This window comes from Amycolatopsis sp. NPDC051071 (assembly GCF_040682875.1).
GTDB lineage: Bacteria > Actinomycetota > Actinomycetes > Mycobacteriales > Pseudonocardiaceae > Amycolatopsis.
The window spans coordinates 1-20755 of the sequence record NZ_JBFBBY010000132.1; the positions used below are offsets into that span (position 1 = coordinate 1).

Below are 20755 nucleotides of genomic sequence, written 5' to 3' on the forward strand. Positions count from 1 at the left end.
CCGCCCTCCCCGGGGCGCTCGAAATCCACCCCCCCCCCCCCCGCCCCTCCCTTTTGTATCCGGCCCACCCAATAAAAATTTTTGCCCCCTATGGGGACCCCTCATGACATCCGCGAGGGTCAGTCGTTCGGGGCGGAGGGCGGGTCGGGATCAGACGGCGGGTCCACGAAGTCCTCCGGCGCGATCCGGTCCAAAGCCGCCCGGAACTCCTTGACCTCCCGCTCCTGCTCGACCGGATCCGACGGGACCGTCGGCAGTTCCGCGTCGGGTCCGCTTCCCACGATCTCGACCCGCACCGAAGCGACCTCCAGTACCGAGTCGGCCACCTTGATCACCACGCCGGCACGCAAGCCGATGGCGACCGCGTCGCTCGGCCGCGCCGAAACGCGGATACCGGAGTCCATGACCAGGTCCGCGAAGAAGATCCCGTCCCGCAGCGCGGTGACCTCGACCCCGGTGACCCGGTGGCCGAACGACTCCACCACCTGGCCGATCAGTTCGATCGTGCCGGGACGCGGCAGCTGGATCTTCTCCTGCGCGAGCGCCACCGCGCTCGCCTCGGGGCCGCCGATCGTGATCGCCAGCCAGCGGCGTTCGCCTTCCCGCTCCCGCAGCAACATCACGGGTGCCGCTTCCGGAGCCAGGACTGCCATCCCTTCGACGTCCATCGGGATCATGCGCGTACCTCATTCCTTCGGTCGGCCGGAGTGCCCTCGGCGCGCAGCCGGGAGACCATCTGCGGATAGTGGAGTTCGAACGCCGGGTCGTCGACCACGACGACCTCCCCGAACCGGTAGCTGCGGACGCCGTTCCAGATGAACGGCAGCACCGACGCGCCGAGCAGGAACGCGCCGATCGTGGAAATCGTGGTGAATCCGTCGGAGGTGAGGTAATCGGCGTAGCGGCGCGGCATTCCTTCGCTGCCCAGCCAATGCCGGGGGAACGCGACGTCGGGTGACCCGATCTGCAGCGGAAGGATGTAGTTGGCGAAGGCGAACAGGTTCGGCGTCGCGTAGAGCAGAAGCATGATCGTGCCGTGCATGGTGAACAGCTGGTTGTACTGCTCCTGCGAGAGGAACTGCAGCCCCGGCCCGCCGAGTTCGCCGCGCATCAGCAGCGCCATGAATTCGCCGATGAGGAAGAACGCGAACGAGGTACCGAGATAGAGCAACCCGATCGTCTTGTGATCGGTGGTCCGGACGACGTTGAGGAACACGCCGCCCATGGGGGCCCGGCTCCTTCCACCGAACCGGACAGCCTGCGGTTTCTGCGTTGTCCTTACTGTGGTCACGACGACTCCCAGCACGGCGGCACGCTCTCGGAAAGCTGATACCCCTCCAGGAGAGTCCCTACACGCGGGCTTTTCAAGGGCTAGCCGAGTAAAGACTCCAGGTGATCGGCCGCCGTCGCGGCCGAACCACAGCCGCACCGGCGGCACCACGAGCACCCTCAGGACCCACCGGCCCCACGACACCGCCTACGGTCCGGATCCCGTCGACCCCGGTAAACCCCCGCGCGGCCGCGAGAACACGAAGACCGAGCGTATTCCGCGTCAAGCCCGCCGGGAACGGACGGCCAGCGCCAACAGGGCCGCCGCCGGACCGGCCAGCCGCCGACCGGCGGGCCATACCGCGCGCAGTTCCCGGCCGAAGTCGACGCCCTCGACAGCGACCGGCACGAGCCGGTGGTCGGCCACGTCGCGGGCGACGTCCAGTTCGCTGATCACCGCCGGACCGGCACCCGCGATCACGGCGTTGCGGACCGCGGACGCCGAACCCAGTTCCAGCAACGGTTTCGCCGGGCCGACGCCGGCCTTGCGCAGTGCGGTGTCCACGGTTTCCCTGGTCCCGGAACCGGGTTCCCGGACCACCAGCGGAGTGATCGCCAGTTCGGCGGCGGTCAGCGGGCGGCGTTTGCGTGCCCACGGATGACTTCCGGCCACCACGAGGACCAGGTGATCGGTGGCGACCCGCTTCGACGACAGACCGGGCAGCGCGCCGGGTGACTCGACGAACCCGAGGTCGACCTTGCCCTCCCTGGCCAGTTCGGCGGCCTGGTCGGAATTCGTGACCTGCAGTCCGAGGTACAGTCCCGGATTCCAGCGTTTGAGCTCGCCGATCCAGCCGGGGACCAGATGCTCGGCCAGTGTCATACTCGCCGCGACCCGGAGTTGTGCCTCGTGCTGGGTGCGGAGCGCTTCGGCGCCGTCGAGCAGACCGTCGAGTTCGGACAGCACGCGATGCGCCCAGCCCGCGATGACCCGGCCGTCGGGGGTGAGCGCGGACCCTCGGCGCGTGCGGTCGACCAGTACCAGACCAAGGCGGCGTTCGACTGTGGACAGTCGTTTGCTCGCCGACGGCTGCGCGATCCCGAGCCTGGCCGCGGCCTGCCCGATGCTGCCGAGCTCGTCCACGAGCACCAGCAGGCGCAGGGAGTCCAGATCGGGTGTGGTCATAGCCCAAGTCTATGACCTACCCCTCGTATTCCCGGCTACCGAGGCCGCTCTGTCCGGGCGAGGCTCGAAGCATGAGCACCACGCACGCGAGACGGACCCATCCCTACCTCACCGCCTTGGCCGTCACCGCCATCGGAGTGGCCGTCGCGTACCTGGCCGGCACGGCGGTCCCGGTCGTCAGCGCGCTCACCGTCGCCGTCGTGCTCGGCATCCTGGCCGGTTCACTTCCCGCGCTTTCGGACGAGACACGCAAGGCGATCTCCGGCGTCACCAAGAAACTGCTGCGCGCCGGAGTCGTACTGCTGGGCCTGCAACTCTCGCTTCCGGCGGTGCTCGACCTCGGCCCCGGCACCCTCATCGCCGTCGTGCTCACGGTCGGCATCACGTTCCTCGGCACGATCGGCCTCGGCAGGCTGCTCGGTGTGCCGCGCGGCCTGGCGATGCTGGTCGCGACCGGGTTCTCCATCTGCGGCGCGTCGGCCATCGCCGCCATGGAGGGCGTCGTCAAACGGAAGGACTCCGACGTCGCGACCGCGGTCGCGCTCGTCACCCTCTACGGCGGGCTCGCCATCGCGGCCATCCCGCTGTTCGGCAGCTGGCTGGGCCTCGACGCGGTCCGGATCGGCGAATGGGCCGGGCTCAGCGTGCACGAGGTCGCGCAGGTCGTCGCGGCGGCCACCCCGGCCGGGAGTGCCGCCGTCGCGGTCGCCATCGTGATCAAGCTCAGCCGCGTGGTCCTGCTGGCCCCGATGGTCGCCGCGGTCGGCGTGCACGAACGCCACCGTCCCCTCGACGGCAAACGGCCGCCGCTGGTCCCGCTGTTCGTCCTCGGTTTCCTCGCGATGGCCGCCGTGCGCAGCACCGGGATCGTGCCGGGGTTCGCACTCGACCTCGCCAAGGTCACCTGCACGTTGCTGCTGGCCGGAGCGCTGTTCGGGCTCGGCTGCGCGGTGCGGATCGGCACGCTGGTCCGCACCGGCGGACGCGCTCTGCTGCTCGGGCTGCTCTCCACCCTGCTGGTCGGGACGACCGCGCTGGTCACGCTGTCCGTGCTCGGCTGAGGACGCCCGCCGCGAGCAGCGCGACCACCCCGCCCGCGACCATCACGGCCGGGACGGACACCGAGTCGACGACGAACCCGCCGAGCAGCGCGCCCGCCGAGAGCGTCGCCTGGAACGACGAGGTGAACAGCACGGACGCCGCTTCGGGTGCGTGCGGTGCCGCCTGGGCGAACCACGTTCCCGAGCAGACCGGGACGGCGCCGTAAGCGAAGCCCCAGACGACCAGCAGCACGAGCGCGCCGGGTTTCGAGCCGCCGAGAAACGGCAGCGCCAAGGTCGCGACGCCGATCAACCCGGCGGCGGTCAGGAAGGTCAGGCGGAGGTCGCGGGCGATCGTGGCCCCCGCGACGAAGTTACCCGCGATCCCGGCAGTGCCGTAGACCAGCAGGAACACCGTGATCAGCTCCGGCCTCACCTGCGTGACGTCGCGCAGCAGCGGAGTGACGTAGGTGTAGGTCCCGAAATGGGCGAGGACGACCAGCACCGTGACGAGCAGGCCGAGCCGGGTCGCCCGCCCGCGTGTCATCTCGCGCAGGACGTCGAGCCGGGTGGCCCGCGCCGACGGCAGCGGCGGCAGGGACAGCGCCAACGCCGCGAGTACGGCGAGGGTGAAGACGCCCATCACGGCGAACGCCGCCCGCCAGCCGAACAGTTCGCCGACGAACGTGCCTGCCGGGACACCCAGGACCGAGCCGAGCGGTACGGCCGAGAAGATCACCGCGGTCGCCGTGCCCGCCCGTCCGGGGCCGACGAGCCGCGTGGCGAGTCCGGAACCGATCGCCCAGAACGCGCCGATCACCAGTCCGACCAGGACTCGCGAAGCCAGCACCGCCCAGTAGACCTGCGCGGTCGCCGCGACGAGATCGGCCAAGGCCAGCACCGCCATCAACGCGCACAGCAGACCGCGCCGGTCGAGCCGCCCGGCCGCGACGGTGACGGCCGGTGCGGCGAGCGCGGCGAGGAACCCGGGCAGGGTCATGGTCAGGCCCGCCGTCCCCGGCGAGATCCGGAAATCCTCACCGATCGGGGTCAGGAGGCCGATCGGCAGGATCTCCGTGGTGACAAGGGAAAAGATCCCCAGTGTCACCGCGAGGACGGCGAGCCATCCCTTCAGCGGGGTCCGGGCGGAGGTGTCGAGGGTCGAGGCGGTCATACGCCTCAGCCCATCACCGCGCGGACACCGCGGTCTGGCGGAATCGCGACGTGGAGGTAGGCGCTAGCTCCGGGACCGCTGGGTCACCACGATGCAGCCGACGACGATCAACGCCGTCACCGGCGCGGCGGCCGGCAACTGCTCGCCGAGCAGCAGGACCGCCCACACCAGCGTCAGCAACGGCTGGGCGAGTTGCAGCTGACTCGCCCGCGCGACCCCGATCTCGGCCATCCCCCGGTACCAGGCGAAGAATCCGCCGAACTGCGAGATGAGCGAGACGTACAGCAGGCCGGCGATCCCCTGGCCGGTGACGTGCAGTGGCTCGGTGGCGAACCCGAAGACGGCGAACGCGGCGGTGACCGGCAGCGCGAAGACCAGTCCCCATCCGATCACTTGCCAGCCCGCCATTTCCCTGGCGAGCCTGCCGCCCTCGGCGTATCCGAACGCGCACAGCACGAGCGCGCCGAACAGGAACAAGTCCGCTGTGGACAGTCCGCCGCCGCTCTGGCTCACGGTGAACACCACGACCGCGCTCGCGCCGACGGCGGCGGCGACCCAGAACCGGCGTGACGGCCGGTGCCCGGTCAGTCTGGACGAGATGACGGCGGTGGCCATCGGCAGCAACCCGATCACCACCGCGGAATGCGCCGTCGACGACGTCTGGAGGGCGAGCGTGGTGAGGACGGGGAACGCGAGGACACAGCCGAGGGCGACCACGGCGAGGCCGCGCCACTGCTCGCGCTTCGGGAACGGGACCCGGAAAGCGCGAAGACAGGCTGCCGCGACCAGTGCGGCCAGGACACTGCGCACGCCGGTAGCGGTCCACGGACCGAAGCCCTGGAGTGCCCAGACGGTGGCGGGAAACGTGAAGGAGAAGGCGAAGATACCCAGCGCCGCCAGCGCGGTCCCGGAGCGGACCGCTACTGCCCGATCCGCGATAGCGCTATCATCGAGTCTCATGTCCGATGGTAGCAGCGTCACCAGCCTGGTAACACAGCTAAGGGTCGAGCTTGAGCGCTATCCAATCGAAGGAAAGCTCCCATCCAGCCGCGAGCTCGTCCGGCAGCTGAAGGTGAGCCCGGTGACGGTGTCGCGCGCCATCTCCGCACTGGTCGCCGAAGGCCTGGTGATCACTCGTCCCGGCGCCGGCGTCTTCCGCGCGCCGCCGCCTCGCGTGTCGGTGGTGACCGGCGACGTCTCGTGGCAGGAGGTGGCGCTCAGCGCACAGGCCGGCACCCGCGCCATCGACGCGAGCGGGGTACTCGCCGCGCTGAGCGATCCGCCGTCGGGCGTCATCGACCTCAACGGCGGCTACACACATCCCACCCTGCAACCGGAACGGGAACTCGCGGCGGCCTCGGCCCGCGCCGGACGCCGTCCCGGCGCCTGGACCCGGCCGCCGATCTGCGGGCTGCCCGAACTGCGGGCCTGGTTCGCCCGTGACATCGGCGGCCCGGTGAACGTCGAGCACGTCCTCGTCACCGCGGGCGGGCAAAGCGCGCTGACCACGGCGTTGCGCGCGCTCGGCGCCCCCGGCGCGCCGGTGCTGGTGGAATCCCCGACGTATCCGGGAGTGCTGGCCATCGCCAGGGCGTCGGGGCTGCGGCCGGTACCGGTGCCGATCGACCGCGACGGCGTCCGGACCGATCTGCTCGCGGACGCCTTCCGCGACACCGGCGCCCGGCTGTTCGTCTGCCAGCCCGCGTTCCAGAACCCGACCGGCGCGGTGCTGTCCACCGAACGACGGGCCCAGGTCCTGCGGATCGCGCGGGACGCCGGGGCTTTCGTCATCGAGGACGATTTCGCCCGGCGGATGGCGCATCCCGGCAGCCCTCCTCCCCCGCCACCACTGGTGGCCGACGATCCCGACGGCGTCGTGGTGCACATCCGCTCGCTCACGAAACCGGCGTCGCCGAGCCTGCGGATCAGCGCGCTGGCCGCCCGCGGCCCGGCGCTGGAACGGCTGCGCGGGCTGCACGCCGTCGAGTGCTTCTTCGTGCCGCGGCCCATGCAGGAAACCGCGCTGGAGCTGGTGAGTTCTCCCGCCTGGGCACGTCATCTGCGGACACTTGCCGCGTCGTTGCGGGAACGGCGTGACGTCGCGGCCTCCGCGCTGCGGGAATTCCTGCCGTCCTGGAACGCCGTAATGGTGCCGACCGGCGGCTATCACCTGTGGCAGCCACTGCCCGGATCCGCCGACGAAGTGTCCTTGACCAGCGCCGCTTTTCGCGCCGGAGTAGCGGTCGCACCCGGCAAGATCTACTTCGCCGCCGAGTCGCCGGGGCCGTATCTGCGCCTCAGTTACGTCAGCACCGCGACCAGTGCGCAGGTGCGAGACGGTATCCGGCGGCTTTCCCAGGCGTACCACGAATTCTCCGGCTAGGTGTGGTGACCTGGGCCTGCCTGAGCGGCCGGTGGGTTGTGCTCGTACCATCGCGCACGGAGGCGAATAACAGGCATGACACAGCCGGCGGCGGAACCGCACGACGGGCCGGGCAGGCTCTGGGAACTGCTCGACGACGTCCAGCGCAAGGCGCTGCGCGCCGGGGCCGAACTGCGCCGGTACCCGGCCGGGACGGTGATCATCCGCGAGGGTGACCGCTCGGACTGGGTGCTCATCCTGATGACCGGGCGGGTCAAGATCACGTCGGTGTCCACCGGCGGTTACGACGCCGTGCTGGCCGTCCGCGATCCGGGCGACATCATCGGCGAGATGGCCTCGATGGACGGCAGCCTGCGCTCGGCGACGGCGGTCGCCGTCGAACCGGTCAGCGGGCTGTGGCTGTCCTCGCGTGCGTTCAACTCCGTGCTCCGCGAGCACGCCGGGATCTCCGTGGTGCTGCTCCGGATCATCACCTCCCGCCTGCGTTACGCCAACTCGCGGCGTACCGAATTCGGCGACAGCACCGCCGCCGAACGCATTGCCGCGATACTGGTCGACCTCGCCGAGCGGTACGGCGTCCCCGTTCCCGACGGCACCCTGATCGCACTGCGGATCAGCCAGCGTGACCTCGCGGGACTCGCGTCCGCGTCACGCGAAGCCGTCGCGCGGACGCTGCGGACCCTGCGCGCCGACGGGCTGCTCAGCACCGGACGCCAGCGGCTGGTCGTCCGGAGCCTGCACGACCTCAGGCAGCTGGCACCCGACGACCACTGAGCCGCCACCGCAGGCCGAAGTGCCGGTCGACACGAGCGCCGGTGGCGGAGAACAGCTTCCGGACGCGCGGTTCGTTCTCCGGGTCGAAATCCGGCGTGGTCTCGATGAGGGTGGCGAGTTCGCGGGCCAGCCTGTCCGCGGCGGACAGCGGGACCGAAAGGACCCGCACCGGCGCGAGACTGCGCACGGCGGGCGGCGGGGCGATCAGGTCGACACGGGCACGGACCAGGCCGGTCAGCCTGACCAGCCAGAGTGCGGAACCCGCCAGCAGCCAAGCGGCGATTTCGACCAGCAGAACCGGGGACAGCACCAGCGCGAGCCCGGTCGCCTGCACGCCGGCGAATCCGAGCATCAGCCAGTCCTCGAAACCGAGCCGTGCTTCGGCGGTGTATCGGCCACGGGTGAACGACACTTCGCGGTACCGCTCGCTTTCGGTGACGATCGCGAACGGACGGATCCGGCGCAGCCACGGCGCGAAGCGGCGCACGATCAGCCACTCGCCGCCGCCGACATCGGTCACGCGCATCGTTCTCCCCCTCACCGGTGAGGGGATCCTGACACAGATCGCCCGTCGTCATGCGGCGATTCCGACAGTCCGGCGGCGGAGCAGGGTGCGGTGCTTCTCCACTCGCACACCGAAGCGGGTGAGCACTTCTCGCACCGCTGGATCACCCGGATCGAACATGATCCGGTCACGGAACAGGCCACGCAGTTCGGTGGCCAACGGCTCGGCGAGCTCGCTGTGGACCTTGAGGATCGTCAGCGAGACAAGGCCGTCCTTGTCCTTGTTCCAGCCGGCGACGTCGACCCGCTCCGGCGCGTTCCGAAACCGCCGGACGGCCCGCGTGACGATCCCCGCGACGCCCTGGCACAGCATCTCCAGCAGCAGGAACGGCACCAGGCACAGTCCCAGTAGCACATAGATCGGGAATTCGGCGAGCGCTTGCAGGAGGATCAGCAGGCCGAACAGTCCGACGGCCACCTTGTGCACGGGTCCGTCGTCGTGCTCCTCGGGCAAGTCCTTGCTGTACAGCGTCCAGTCCGCGGTGATCTTGTAGTGCCGGTAACCGCCGGAGAGCGGAGCGAACGGCTGAACCCACCGGCGCCACGGCGCGAAACGGCGAATGATCTCCCACTTACGCCCCTCGGGATCGTTCACCTTCATGCGGCTCCCCTTACCCTGTCGCGCCGTGGCCGGCTGAAGAAACTCTGACAGGGAACGGGCTCCCGTTCTGCGTCACCTGACACACAAAGCGAAACCCGGTTGTACGCGGCTTGTACGACGGGGAAGGAGGCTCGTCTCCCGTCACCCCGGAATCGAATCCAGGACGGAGCACTCCCGTGAAGATCTCTCGCGTCGCGCAGGGCCTGTTCGCGGCCCTCGTCGCACTCGCGGCGGTCGGCGCCACCCCGGCCGCTTCTCTCGCCGCACCCGCCGCCGCCGGAAACATGGTGGTGTACAAAGAGAAAACAGAAGGGTTACGACTGCTTCAGAATCCCCGCCGTGGTCAAAGCGGGCAACGGCGAACTGCTCGCTTTCGCGGAAGGGCGCAAAGGCGGTGCCGGTTTCTGCAATGACCGCGGCGACATCCTAGAGGGTCACACAAAGGTGTCGGCCCCAATGCCGCATTGGGGACACTCAGCGTCTCCAATGCCGCATTGGGAGCACGCTCGCCTCGCCGAAACCACAGCGGTACACGCCTCGGGCACGTTGGTCGTGAGTGGCGGGTCCGGAAGTCCGGTCAGCGTGGCCTACTTCGGCGGCCGCAGCCGAGGGGAAAGCTTGGTGAGCGCCAGCTTCTCCAACTGCCCCGAGATCTCCGCGAGCCCGGCGTCGAACTTCGCCAGGTCCACCCCACGCCCGGACAGGTCGTCGCGGACGTGCTTCTCGACCTTCGCCCAGTCGTTGCGGTACCGCGTCGCGAGTTCCTTCCACGGCACGCCCGCCAGCTCGTCGGCGAGCGCGCGCTCGTAGGTGAGCTCGCCGCGTTCCATCAGGTACGCGATGCCGGGATAGCCGAGATAGCCCTGCCAATAGGACCCGTTGTCGTTGGCCGTGATCGACCCCGCCGCCGGATCGTGGCGCACGTCGTACGTCTTCGCCTTGTCCGACGAGGCGACGCGCGCTGTGTCACCGTCGAGCTCGACCCGCCCGTCGGCCACCGCGCCGAGTGCCTCGTAGATCTTGATGACCGGCGACGGTTTCCATTCCGCGGCCACTCAGCCCTCCAGCCTTTCGAGCAGGACGACGTCCACGGTGTCGCCCTCTTCCTTGCCGATCGTCTTGCGGACTTCGGCCTTTACCGGGAGCTTGTGGGTGCCGTCGCCCAGCGCCATGAACGAGCTCCGGAACGGGTGCCCGTCGATGGTGCCACGGACCTTGACCAGCCCCTTGGTGCCGAAGAACTCGGCGGAGCCGGGCATGACCACATACGTCCAGCCGCCCTTCTCCGGGCTCTTCAACAGTGTCGCGGTGAACCGTTTGTCCATGAACGCACCCTACGACAGGGCACCGACGAAACCGGCGTTTCTACAGGGTGACGCGGATCCGCACGCGACGGCCGACGTCACGCGCCCAAGCCCGGATCGAGGGCCAGTCGCGGAAGTCACCCGCCCAGGGGCCCGCGGCCATGATCTTCCAGCAGAGGCCGCTCGCGGTGGCCGAGGTCAGCTTGCCGCCGAAGGTGGCCGTGCGCTCGGCGTCGATCCGCGCGGCCAGCAGGGCGACCCCCGCGGGCAGGCTGACCCGTTTGCCCGCGGCGAGTGGCCCGCAGGGACCGCTGTGGAACAGCCAGACCGGACGATGCCGGAGTGCCGCTTCGTGCTCGGTGAGCAGCCGGACCGCCTCCGGTCGCCATCGCCGCCGGTACAGCGCGCTTCCGACGATCACCGCCCCGTACGGCTCGACGTCCTCGACGTCGGCGGCGTCCAGTGTGTCGACCAGCAAGCCACCCTCGCGCAGCTCGGCGGCGATCACCTCGGCGATCTCCCTTGTCCCGCCGGTCTTCCCGGCATGGGCGACGAGCACTGCGGTCATGCCCCCATTGTCCGCGCGGCCGCAACCCGCGCCGCCGTCCGGCTCATCGACACGCCGCATTCGGCTCACCCCTTCACCCGTCGGGGCGCATGGAGCGCCGCTTACCCAGGAGGCAGGAAGGCCGGCCTCGCGGCCGGATCCGGTTCGTCGTAGTAACGATGGAACACGGCGGTTTGCCCGCCGGACAACGGCGGGACGATCCAGCTCCAGTCCGCCCGGCAACGACGGCCCGCCTGCTCCTCCTTCGCGATATGCGCGAGGAACCGCCTCGATTCGGTGTGGTGGTCGGCGACGGTCACGCCCGCCGCGTCGAAGGAGTGCTGGACCGCGAGCGTGAGCTCGACCAGCGCGCGATCGCGCCACAGGGTCCGCTCCGACGCCGTCGACAGCCCCATCAGGTCCGCGATCACCGGCAGCAGGTCGTAGCGGTCGGCATCGGCGAGGTTGCGCGCGCCGACCTCGGTGCCGAGGTACCAGCCGTTGAACGGTGCCGCGGGATAGGTGATCCCGCCGATGACCAGCCGCATGTCGCTGATCGCCGGAACCGCGTGCCAGCGCAGCCCGAGCCCGGCGAACCACCGGTGGTCGGGATGCGACAGCGGGACCTCGAGCACGGCGTCGGACGGCAGCCGGAACAGCCGCCGCTCCCCCGGTTCGGACTCGATGAGCAGCGGGAGCACGTCGAAGGAGCCCTTGCGCTCGGGCGGGCGCCAGCCGTGTCCGCGGACGGTCTCGGTGAAGTCGGCGTAGCGCGGATCGCCCAGTATGGAGCCGTCAGTGAGCCGGTAGCCGGCGTAGCGGACGAGCTGGTCGTTGTGGATCTTCGGGCCGGGCCCGGCCGGACCGTCCGGCGCGAACACGGTGATGGTCGAGCGGATCCGGCCGTCCCTGGTCGCTTCACGCAAATGGGTGACGCACTCCTCGGCGATGGCGGCGGCACCCTCGACGTCGCGGCGGTCCCGCACCTTCAGCCCCTGCCAGTACAGCCTGCCGATGCAGCGCGCGGAGTTCCGCCAGGCCACTCGCGCGCCGAACTCGACCTCGGCGGTGGTGTGCCGGTAGGTGCCGGTCTCGTGGATCTCGGCGCGGACCCGGTCGAGCCGCTCACGCAGCCGCTCTTCCCCGCCACCTGTCTCGTCGTGGAAGAGGCGGAGGAAGTCCTCGGCCTCGGCGACATCCACGCTGCGCCCCTGGGGACCCGCGTCCGGAGGCAAGCGGGGGATATCCGTCACCCGCATGGAGGCCGTCGATACCTCGGCCTCCCACTCTCCGAATTCGACGCCGGTGGCGGGAACGATCACCATTCCTCCTGCACTTCGAAAATGCCCGGAGAATCTTGCCCGCTCGGCGAGCTGGCCGGGTCCAGACCAGACGGAAGACGATACCCCACAGAAACAAGGACACTATCCACCAAATGGCAGAAGCTCCACTCCGGACCGCGTTCACGCAGGCAGGAGGCAAGCGGACGACAATATTTGGAATTGCTCATGACTTCGCGGAAGATTCACCGAATTGCTCACAGGAAGACGATCAAGCTCCCCAAGATCCTATTATGATCGTTTTATCCGACACACTTTCGAGTGCATTTGATTGCCCGCCCTTCCGCTCTTTCCCCGGACCGGTGTAATGACCCGCACCGTCCGTCGCTAGAGTGCGGGGAAGTCCCCGGCGGAAAGGAAACTCGTGGCCGACAGGCGGATCCCGGTCATCCTGGTCGCGGGCTTCCTCGGTTCCGGCAAGACCACCCTGCTCAACCACTTGCTGGCCAACCGCCAGGGCGCGCGGATCGGCGTCGTGGTGAACGACTTCGGGAGCATCGCCGTCGACGCGATGGCCGTCTCCGGCCAGGTCGACACGATGATGTCGTTCGGCAACGGCTGCCTGTGCTGCGCCGTCGACGCGAGCGGCCTCGACGCCATGCTCGCCAAGCTTTCCGAGGCCGAAGCGGGCATCGACGTCATCGTGATCGAAGCCAGCGGGCTCGCTGAACCACGCGACCTGATCCGCCTGATGATCGCCAGCGAGAACCCCCGCATCGCTTATGGCGGCCTGGTCGAACTCGTCGACGCGGCCGAGTTCGAGGAGACCAGGCGGCGTCATCCGGAACTGGACGAGCACCTCGGGTTCGCCGACCTGGTCGTGCTCAACAAGGTCGACCGGACCGACGAGGACGCGCTGGCCAAACTGCGGGGCACGATCGACGAGGTCGCCCCCGGCACACCGGTGATCGCGACCTCCCACGGGCGCGTCGACCCGGCACTGTTCTTCGACGCCCGCCCGCGCGAGCGTGTGGGGCAGCTGTCGTTCGACGACCTCCGCGAGGAGGAGCACGACCACTCGCACCACTTCCACACCGCGTACGACAGCGTCGCGTTCACCTCCGACCGGCCGCTGGACCCGCGCCGGCTGATGGACTTCCTCGAAGGGCGTCCGGGCGGGCTCTACCGGATCAAGGGCTTCCTCGACTTCGGTCCGAATGGCCCGCGGTCGCGGTTCGACCTGCACACGGTGGGTTCGTTCGTCCAGATGGAACGGTCGGCTTGGCCGTCCGGCGAACCGCGCCGGAGCGAACTGGTGCTGATTGGCTCTGGAATCGACACCGAAGCCGTCACCTCGCGTCTCCAGGAATGTGTCGCCGAAGATCCCGAGGCCGTGGACGAACGGGGCATGCTCCGCGTCCTGCGTTTCATCCAAGACTAAGTGGTCGGTTTCGGAAGTCCTTCGGGGTCTCGACGGCCCAGCTTCCCGCTGGACGTACGGCCGAAAGGCCCGAGTACAACCCGGTACGAGGACCTTCCGGCCGCACGCCCAGCGGAAACCTGGATCCGCCGACACCCACGAAGCACTTCCAAAACCAACCACTAAGTGGTCGGTTTGACACGCCGAAGAGCCGAAATACCGGCAATCACGGCGAGTCTCCTTGACACTGATTCCCGGAAGGAATCTCGAGCTGGACCACCTGTATCGGGAGGACAGTTCCATGACGAACACCGCCGGACGCTGGTACCTGGTCGGCGCGCTGCCGGAGGACTCCCCCGCCGCACATCTGATGACCCGCTCCGAAGATCTCCGCTATCGCCGTTCAGCCTACGGGGACAAGGAATCCCGCTTGTGGACGCCGGTGGATCTCACCATCACCGACGTCGCCCCGTGCCCCCGCTGCGCCTCGACCCTGCCGGGCCACCGCACCATCCGCAAAGCCGAACCCGCCGCGAACACACAACTCGCCTTCGACCTGCCGCTCTGACGCGATCAGTCCTCTGGTTGCGGTACTTGCACACTCAAGGACCGCAACCAGAGGACTAATCTTTCTTCGCCCGGCTGGGTGCGACCCGGGGTGGCTCGTTGGGCATCTTCGGGTAGACGGGTGGCCAAGGCGCGTCCATGAGCCCGCTGTCCATGTCCTTTCGGGACATTTCCAGCAGTGGCTCGATCGACTGCGGTTTCGTTCCCGCCCAAGGGTCCCCGCGTTCGGCGAAGCGGGCGGGCACGGTGGACAGCGTGAGCTTGTCGGGCTCGATGGTCTCCAGTTCGTCCCAGGTGATCGGCGTCGACACCTGACCGCCGACCCGCGGCCGCACGCACCACGCGCCGAATACCGTTTTGTGCGGCGCGTTCTGGTTGAAGTCGACGAACACGCGGGAGCCGCGTTCTTCCTTCCACCACTGCGCCGTCATCTCCTCCGGGTGGCGACGCTCCAGTTCGCGGGCGAGCGCGACGGCCGCGGCGCGGACCTCGTAGCCGTCCCACTTCGGTTCCAGCGGCACATAAAGATGGAGCCCGCGCGAGCCAGACGTCTTCAGCTGCGCGGTGATGCCGAGTTCCTTCAGCAACGCCTTCGTCAGGACAGCGCCGTGCCGCAGCTCGGGAAAACCGATGCCGGGTGACGGGTCGAGGTCGACCCGCAGCTGGTCGCTGATGTCCGGCGTGTCAGCCCGGTTGGGCCAGACATGGAATCCGAGGCAACCCTGGTTCACCGCCCAGATGACGTGCGCGAGATCCTTCGCCACGAGTGCGTCCGCGGTGGTCCCGTTCGGAGTGGACACCACGGTCGTGGTCAGCCAGTCGGGTGCGTTTTTCGGGACGCGTTTCTGAAACCACGACTTCCCGCCCGCGCCGTCGGGATAACGCTCCAGAAGCAACGGCCGCCCGCCGAGCTGCGCCAGCAGCGGGACCGACACGGCGCGGTAGTACTCGACGAGGTCCAATTTGGTCTCGCCGTGCTCCGGGAAGTAGACCTTGCCCGGATTGGACACCGTGAATTCGACGCCGTCGAGGTCGAGCGTGACCGGTTCCGACTTCATGCTTCTCCCAGTTCGGTGAACAACATCGCCAGCTCGGCGGGCGGCACCTCTTCGAGCTGGGCGTAGGTGCACGAGGTCGGTTCGCGATCCGGGCGGAACCGCACGAGTCTGCCGCCGTGCCGGAACCGCGTACCCTCCACATGTTCGTAGCGGACCTCGGCGACCCATTCGACGCGGACCGGCTCCCAGGTCAGGTCCTTCTGCGGCGCCCAGCGGCTTCCCGCGCCGGGCATGCGGCCGCCCGCCTCCTCGTGAGCCTCGGCCCACTCACGCCAGGGATGCTGCTCCAGCGCGTTCTCCCGCAGCGGCGCCAGCTCGTCGACCAGCTCACGACGCCGCGCGGCGGTGAAACTGCTGGCGACGCCCACGTGGTGCAGGACGCCCTCGTCGTTGTAGAGCCCGAGCAGCAGCGACCCCACGCCGACGCCGTCCTTGTGCCACCGGAATCCGGCGACGACGCAATCGGCGGTCCGCTGGTGCTTGACCTTCCACATGACCCGCTTGTCCTGTTCGTACGGCGCGTCGGCGGGTTTCGCCATCACGCCGTCGAAACCCGCGCCCTCGAACCGGGTGAACCAGTCCTGGGCGAGGTCGGGGTCCTCACTCAGCGGGGTCAGGTGGACACGGGCGAATTTCGTGTCGACGACGCTTTCGAGCAGCTTCCGCCGCTCCCCGAACGGCTCCGGCGTGAGGTCGCGGTCGTCGAGGGCGAGCAGGTCGAACACCACGAAACTCGTCGGCGTCTCCGCGGCCAGCTTGTTCACCCTGGACGCCGCCGGGTGCAGCCGCAACTGCAGCTTCTCGAAGTCGAGCCCGCCTTCGGTGACCAGCACGATCTCGCCGTCGACCACACAGCGCTCCGGCAGCGCCTCCTTCAGCAGATCCACCAGTTCGGGGAAGTACCGCGTGAGCGGCCTGTCGTTACGCGAGCCGAGCACCACCTCGTCACCGTCGCGGAACACGACGCAGCGGAAGCCGTCCCATTTCGGCTCGTACAGCAGCCCCGGCGCGCGCGGCAGTTCGTGCACGGCCTTGGCCAGCATCGGCTTGACGGGCGGCATCACGGGCAGTTCCACGAGCCGATCCTAGGCCGGGCCACCGACAAAAGCTCTCGGAACGACACGGCCTGCTAGATGGTTGATTCCGTGATAGGAGGCTGGGCTACTCCAACCAGGGGGTCCTGACTGGTTACCCCTCATTGCTACTCGCGACTCCCTGGACCGACTCGCTCGCGGGGGTGTCGCGAAGGGCACTCACGACCCCACGTGACCCAAGGGCGGCCGCGATGTCTTGAAGGCCCCCTTTGAGACGTTGATCGTCTCAAAGGGGGCCTTCAAGACATGCCTGCGACCACAGGCGGCTGCCAGGTATGGGTCCGGGTGGTCGTGGACGGCAAGATTCCGTGAAAACCACGCGAAGCTCAGCGAAGCGCTGTAGCTGCCGTATGTCACGACCGTGGCTCGCACCGAAGGGGCGTGGCGATACGGTCAATCGGACAATTCGGCACAACTGGTGTCCCTTATGGACAGTTAAGGGAAGGGTTCCTTCACGGGATTGCACTCACGCGATCTTCACGGAATCACTCATCTAGGGCGTGCCAGACCCGCCCTAGAGATCGGCCAGCACGAGCCCGCTGCGTGGTTTGGGCGTGAAATAGGTGGCCTTCCTCGGCATTCGCTGCCCGGCCGCGTGGACGGCGAGCACCTCGGCGTACGGGACCGGGGCCAGCAACAGCACCGCGTCCGCGTCCTCGGGCACCGGTGCGCCCGGCAGCAGCGGCCGCACCCCCGGCCCGTCCGGATCGACGCCGAGCGCGCCGCGGAGCAGGTCCTGCTCGACGACGGCGTGATCGCCACCCGCCCTGCCGAGCACCACCCGGAGCGCCGACCCTCCCGCCAGGACGGTCACTTCCCCCGCCTCCACGGGCGGGGTGGCCGGGCCGGGCCGGACGTCGAAACCCGCCTCCGTCCAGCGCCGCACCAGCGTGTCCGCGTCGAATCCGGTGCCGGTGAGCACCCGGTGAATGGGGCCGATCCGCAGTCCAGGCCCGCCGGTCACCAGCGCCAGCAGCGCGCCGCGCCCCGACGCCGCGGCGGCCGCGACCCGGTGGTTGCCGTCCGCGACCAGCAGATCCATCTCGTCCAGCGCCGCCAGCAACGCGTCCTGCCCGTCGCCGGGACCGGCGAGCCACAGTTCGTGCTTGCGGCCCGCGGCGTCCACTGTGGACAAGGCGGGTACCTGCCCACGGCAGACTTGTTCGACCAGCGCGGTGAACTCGCGGCCGCCGGTCGTGGGGACCAGCATCGCGGCACTGGTGGCGACGCCGAGCCCGGCGAGCATCGCGGCCCGTTCCTCGACGACGTCCGGGTAGACGTCCTCGGTGTGCCGGACCCGCGTCAGCCCGTCGTCGCGGACCGCCGCCGGATCGACCAGGCACAGCACGCCCAGCGCGACACCGTCCGGTCCGTCGATGCGATACGGCGCGACGACGGCCGACACGGGGCGGTAGTGCGCCTCCAGGACGCTTTCGAGGGTGGCGCGGGCCTGTGGCAGCGCCGCCTCGATGGACAGGCCGCCCGCCAGCGCGGCCGGGGTCCTGGCCGGATGCTGGACCGCCAGCAGGCTGTCACCTCGGGCGACGGCGAGCGCGTCGACCACCCGGACCGGGTCGGCGAACTCGTCGACATCCGGGCCGGGGACGGCGTCGCGGACAACCCAGCCGCGGTCGATCGGGCGGATCCAGGTGCTCATCCGATCCATTTTGCGGGATAGCTCACGGAAATAATCGATCCCATGACCGGGTGTCTCCATGGAATGCTTACCCATGCGAAGCAGTTGACGCCCTTCATGAGCCCGAGGAGATCGCCACAGATGACCACTCCGGCCCCGGTCACCGCGAAGGAAGGGGTCGGTTTCCGCTCGGAACGCGGCCCCGTCCTGATCGCCGTGATGCTGTGTTCCGGCCTGATCGCGCTGGACTCGACCATCATCGCGACAGCGGTGCCCTCGGTGGTCGCCGACCTCGGCGGGTTCTCGCAGTTCCCGTGGTTGTTCTCGATCTATCTGCTGACCCAGGCGGTCACCGTACCGCTGTACGGCAAGTTCGCCGACGTGCTCGGCAGGCGCCCGGTGATGTTCTTCGGGATCGCGGCGTTCCTGCTCGGCTCGGTGCTGTGCGGTGCGGCCTGGAGCATGCCGGTGCTGATCGCCGCCCGCGCTGTACAGGGCATCGGCGCCGGCGCCATCCAGCCGATCGCTCTGACCATGGTCGGCGACATGTACACCGTGGAGGAACGCGCGCGGGTGCAGGGTTATCTCGCCAGTGTCTGGGCCATCTCCTCGGTGGTCGGGCCGACGCTGGGCGGTGTCTTCGCCGAGTACCTCGACTGGCGCTGGATCTTCTTCATCAACCTGCCGCTCGGCGCGCTGGCCGCGTGGATGCTGTTCCGGAACTTCCGCGAGCGCGTCGAACGCCGCTCTCACCGCATCGACTACCTGGGCGCCACGCTCCTCACACTCGGCTGCTCACTGCTGATCCTCGGCCTGCTGGAGGGTGGGGTCGCCTGGGGCTGGGCGTCCGCGCCGAGCCTGCTGATCTTTGGCGTCTCAGTGGTGCTGCTGGTGACGTTCGTGCTGGTGGAACGCAAGGCCGCGGAACCGGTGCTCCCGCTGTGGATCTTCACCAAACGGACGTTGATCGGCGGCAACCTGATCGCCGTCGTGGTCGGCATGCTGCTGATGGGGCTCACCTCGTACCTGCCGACGTACGCGCAGGGCGTCCTCGGCACCGGCGCGCTCGTCGCCGGGTTCGCGCTGGCGGCGCTGACCGTCGGCTGGCCGATCTCGGCGTCGCTGGCGGGCCGGGTCTACATGCGGATCGGGTTCCGGGACACCGCGCTGATCGGCAGCGGGATCGTCGTCGCGGGTGCGGCGTTCACCGTGTTCCTGGCGGCGGGTTCGTCGATCTGGATGGCGGCCGGGGCGGCGTTCGTCCTCGGCATCGGGCTGGGCCTGGCGTCGAGCCCGACGCTGGTCGCCGTGCAGTCCACCATCGGCTGGGAACGCCGCGGCGTGGTCACCGCGACCAATATGTTCAGCCGCTCGCTGGGCAGCGCCGTCGGCGCGGCGATGTTCGGCGCGATCGCGAACGCCACCCTTGCCGACCGGTTCGCGAATCCGCCCGACGGCGTCGCGAACCTGCCATCCGGTGTCGACGCGACCAGTGTCGTCCTGGAGGGCAACGGCCCGGCGACCCCGACGACGGCGTTCGTGCGTGACGCCCTCGCGGACGCCACGCACCACGTCTTCCTGGCGATGCTGGTGGTCGCCGTGCTCAGTGTCGGCGCGCTGCTGCTGATGCCGCGGCGGACCGAACAGCTGAAATTCGACTAGTTCTGCAACGGGATGGCGTGTTCGACGAAGTTCTCGACGAACCGCTCGATCGGCTCCGGCCCGGCCGGGTAGAGCACGAATTTGCTCAGCCCGGCGTCGATGTACTCGGCGATCAGATCGCGGGCGGCCGCCCAGCTGCCCGCGATCAAGCGGGACGGATCGGCGTCCGACCGGGCCGTGATCGAGGCCGCGAGCGCGTCCGGGATACCGTCCTCGGCGACGATGAGGCTGATCCCGTAGTGGTCGGCCTCGACCTCGCGACCCGCCTCGGCGGCGGCCTTCTGGATCGCCACGCGGCCGGCTCGAGCCTCCTCCGGCGTGAGGAAACTGGCCAGCCAGCCGTCGGCGAGCCTGCCGATCCGCCGCAGCGCGCCCGGCGCCTTCCCGCCGAGCCACAGGTCGAGCCTTTTGAGCGGGGGCATGCCGAGACCGACCCCCTCGACGCGGAAAAACTCGCCGTCGAAGGTCACTTCTTCCTGTTCCAGCAACGCCCTGATCAGCCGCAACGACTCGTCGAACACCGCGGCGCGGCGGCCCGGCGGTACCGGGAACAGTGGCAATTCCGCGTCGCGAGAGGGTTTCAGGCCGAAGACCGGCAGGACCCGCTTCGGCGCGAGCGCGGCCAGCGAGGCGAGTTGCTTGGCGACCAGTACCGGATCACGGCCGGGCAGCACCATCACGCCGGTGCCGACCTTCAGCTTCGCCGTCCTCGCCAGCGCGTGCGTCAGCCCGATGACCGGGTCGATCCTCGGCGAGTACACCGCCTCGGGCAGCCAGAGCGAATCGATGCCCGTCCGCTCCAGCAGATCGACGGCCGCGCCGAACTTCTCCGGCGCCGTCCCGGTCCCCAGCCCGACACCGAGCCGGATCTTCAGGTCCTCCGCCACACTCGCTCCCTTCCACCTTGGCCCTGGGTGTGGGCCGCTGCCCCCGGTACCAGTCTTCCAGGTGGTCGTGAGTGTCTTGGGTCGCTAGAGCCAAGAGTGCGCTAAGTACCTACGGCTGGCTGGGACAACACCGCTGGCCCCGACAGCCTCACCAGCCACGGCAACGGCGCGTGAAGGATTCCTTCCCAAGTACATGAAGGACCCCTTCCTTGCGCTAGGCGCAAGGAAGGGGTCCTTCATGTACTTCAGGGCGGCGGCGGTACCGAGCGGGTCGGGTTGTCGTGAGTGTTTTGGGTCGTTAGAACGACC

20 protein-coding genes and 1 pseudogene are annotated in these 20755 nt (G+C 69.1%); 6 read left to right on the plus strand and 15 right to left on the minus strand.

Translation table 11 applies throughout. The annotated features are described in order from the left end of the window. Nucleotides 1-119: 119 nt before the first annotated feature. The 3 genes and pseudogenes from AB0M65_RS31215 to AB0M65_RS31225 all read right to left on the minus strand — a co-directional run bounded on the left by AB0M65_RS31215 (nt 120) and on the right by AB0M65_RS31225 (nt 2455). Nucleotides 120-677 carry a bifunctional nuclease family protein gene (locus AB0M65_RS31215; RefSeq protein WP_364035552.1) on the minus strand — a complete coding sequence of 186 codons (558 nt, stop codon included), beginning with the start codon at nt 675-677 and terminating at the stop codon, nt 120-122. Nucleotides 678-934: 257 nt separating this feature from the next. Then, nucleotides 935-1225 (minus strand): annotated as a pseudogene (locus tag AB0M65_RS31220) (cbb3-type cytochrome c oxidase subunit I); the annotation flags it as partial. A gap of 327 nt (nt 1226-1552) precedes the next feature. Further along, a complete protein-coding gene (locus AB0M65_RS31225) occupies nt 1553-2455 on the minus strand; it encodes a LysR family transcriptional regulator (RefSeq protein ID WP_364035555.1) in 903 nt (300 codons plus the stop codon). 71 nt (nt 2456-2526) lie between these two features. Between AB0M65_RS31225 and AB0M65_RS31230 the strand changes: the two genes are divergently transcribed. Next, entirely contained in the window at nt 2527-3516 is a 990-nt protein-coding gene (locus tag AB0M65_RS31230; protein WP_364035558.1) for a putative sulfate exporter family transporter, read from the plus strand. Here AB0M65_RS31230 and AB0M65_RS31235 read toward each other — a convergent pair. Both AB0M65_RS31235 and AB0M65_RS31240 read right to left on the minus strand, forming a co-directional pair. Next, nucleotides 3494-4669, minus strand: a complete 1176-nt coding sequence (locus AB0M65_RS31235) for an MFS transporter (RefSeq protein ID WP_364035561.1) — start codon at nt 4667-4669, stop codon at nt 3494-3496. The two genes, AB0M65_RS31230 and AB0M65_RS31235, sit on opposite strands and share 23 nt — an antisense overlap. Before the next feature lie 63 nt (nt 4670-4732). Beyond that, on the minus strand, nt 4733-5629 hold the full coding sequence (locus tag AB0M65_RS31240) for a DMT family transporter (RefSeq protein WP_364035564.1): 897 nt from the start codon (nt 5627-5629) through the stop codon (nt 4733-4735). Between AB0M65_RS31240 and AB0M65_RS31245 the strand changes: the two genes are divergently transcribed. Further along, nucleotides 5628-7052, plus strand: coding sequence for a PLP-dependent aminotransferase family protein (locus AB0M65_RS31245; protein WP_364035567.1), 1425 nt, complete (start codon nt 5628-5630; stop codon nt 7050-7052). The genes AB0M65_RS31240 and AB0M65_RS31245 overlap by 2 nt on opposite strands. A gap of 75 nt (nt 7053-7127) precedes the next feature. After that, nucleotides 7128-7826 carry a Crp/Fnr family transcriptional regulator gene (locus tag AB0M65_RS31250; RefSeq protein WP_364035570.1) on the plus strand — a complete coding sequence of 233 codons (699 nt, stop codon included), beginning with the start codon at nt 7128-7130 and terminating at the stop codon, nt 7824-7826. On the opposite strand, the gene AB0M65_RS31255 is transcribed toward AB0M65_RS31250, so the two are convergent. The 6 genes from AB0M65_RS31255 to AB0M65_RS31280 all read right to left on the minus strand — a co-directional run bounded on the left by AB0M65_RS31255 (nt 7798) and on the right by AB0M65_RS31280 (nt 12167). Then, nucleotides 7798-8352 carry a hypothetical protein gene (locus tag AB0M65_RS31255; protein WP_364035573.1) on the minus strand — a complete coding sequence of 185 codons (555 nt, stop codon included), beginning with the start codon at nt 8350-8352 and terminating at the stop codon, nt 7798-7800. The two genes, AB0M65_RS31250 and AB0M65_RS31255, sit on opposite strands and share 29 nt — an antisense overlap. A gap of 48 nt (nt 8353-8400) precedes the next feature. Further along, entirely contained in the window at nt 8401-8991 is a 591-nt protein-coding gene (locus tag AB0M65_RS31260; protein WP_364035576.1) for a hypothetical protein, read from the minus strand. Nucleotides 8992-9578: 587 nt separating this feature from the next. Continuing rightward, a complete protein-coding gene (locus AB0M65_RS31265; RefSeq protein ID WP_364035579.1) occupies nt 9579-10046 on the minus strand; it encodes a hypothetical protein in 468 nt (155 codons plus the stop codon). Continuing rightward, nucleotides 10047-10316 (minus strand): DUF1905 domain-containing protein, encoded by a 270-nt coding sequence (locus AB0M65_RS31270; protein ID WP_364035582.1) that lies wholly within the window; start codon nt 10314-10316, stop codon nt 10047-10049. A 40-nt stretch (nt 10317-10356) separates the two neighbouring features. After that, on the minus strand, nt 10357-10863 hold the full coding sequence (locus AB0M65_RS31275; protein WP_364035585.1) for a flavodoxin domain-containing protein: 507 nt from the start codon (nt 10861-10863) through the stop codon (nt 10357-10359). A gap of 101 nt (nt 10864-10964) precedes the next feature. Beyond that, nucleotides 10965-12167 (minus strand): nitric oxide synthase oxygenase, encoded by a 1203-nt coding sequence (locus AB0M65_RS31280; RefSeq protein ID WP_364035588.1) that lies wholly within the window; start codon nt 12165-12167, stop codon nt 10965-10967. A gap of 379 nt (nt 12168-12546) precedes the next feature. On the opposite strand from AB0M65_RS31280, the gene AB0M65_RS31285 reads away from it, so the two are divergent. Both AB0M65_RS31285 and AB0M65_RS31290 read left to right on the plus strand, forming a co-directional pair. Then, nucleotides 12547-13563: a GTP-binding protein gene (locus AB0M65_RS31285; RefSeq protein ID WP_364035591.1), complete on the plus strand. Its 1017-nt coding sequence runs from the start codon at nt 12547-12549 to the stop codon at nt 13561-13563. Nucleotides 13564-13843: 280 nt separating this feature from the next. Continuing rightward, nucleotides 13844-14110, plus strand: coding sequence for a hypothetical protein (locus AB0M65_RS31290; protein WP_364035594.1), 267 nt, complete (start codon nt 13844-13846; stop codon nt 14108-14110). Nucleotides 14111-14165: 55 nt separating this feature from the next. Here the strand turns inward: AB0M65_RS31290 and ligD are convergent, their stop codons facing one another. The 3 genes from ligD to AB0M65_RS31305 all read right to left on the minus strand — a co-directional run bounded on the left by ligD (nt 14166) and on the right by AB0M65_RS31305 (nt 17918). Then, entirely contained in the window at nt 14166-15167 is a 1002-nt protein-coding gene (ligD, locus tag AB0M65_RS31295) for a non-homologous end-joining DNA ligase (RefSeq protein ID WP_364035597.1), read from the minus strand. Further along, nucleotides 15164-16243 carry an ATP-dependent DNA ligase gene (locus tag AB0M65_RS31300; RefSeq protein WP_364035599.1) on the minus strand — a complete coding sequence of 360 codons (1080 nt, stop codon included), beginning with the start codon at nt 16241-16243 and terminating at the stop codon, nt 15164-15166. Before AB0M65_RS31300 ends, ligD begins: the two co-directional genes overlap by 4 nt. A 532-nt stretch (nt 16244-16775) precedes the next feature. Beyond that, nucleotides 16776-17918, minus strand: a complete 1143-nt coding sequence (locus tag AB0M65_RS31305; RefSeq protein ID WP_364035602.1) for a DUF1015 family protein — start codon at nt 17916-17918, stop codon at nt 16776-16778. A gap of 120 nt (nt 17919-18038) precedes the next feature. Here AB0M65_RS31305 and AB0M65_RS31310 point away from each other — a divergent pair, with 120 nt between their 5' ends. After that, entirely contained in the window at nt 18039-19559 is a 1521-nt protein-coding gene (locus tag AB0M65_RS31310; RefSeq protein WP_364035605.1) for an MDR family MFS transporter, read from the plus strand. Here the strand turns inward: AB0M65_RS31310 and AB0M65_RS31315 are convergent. Further along, nucleotides 19556-20446: a TIGR03854 family LLM class F420-dependent oxidoreductase gene (locus tag AB0M65_RS31315; protein ID WP_364035608.1), complete on the minus strand. Its 891-nt coding sequence runs from the start codon at nt 20444-20446 to the stop codon at nt 19556-19558. The genes AB0M65_RS31310 and AB0M65_RS31315 overlap by 4 nt on opposite strands. Nucleotides 20447-20755 lie beyond the last annotated feature (309 nt).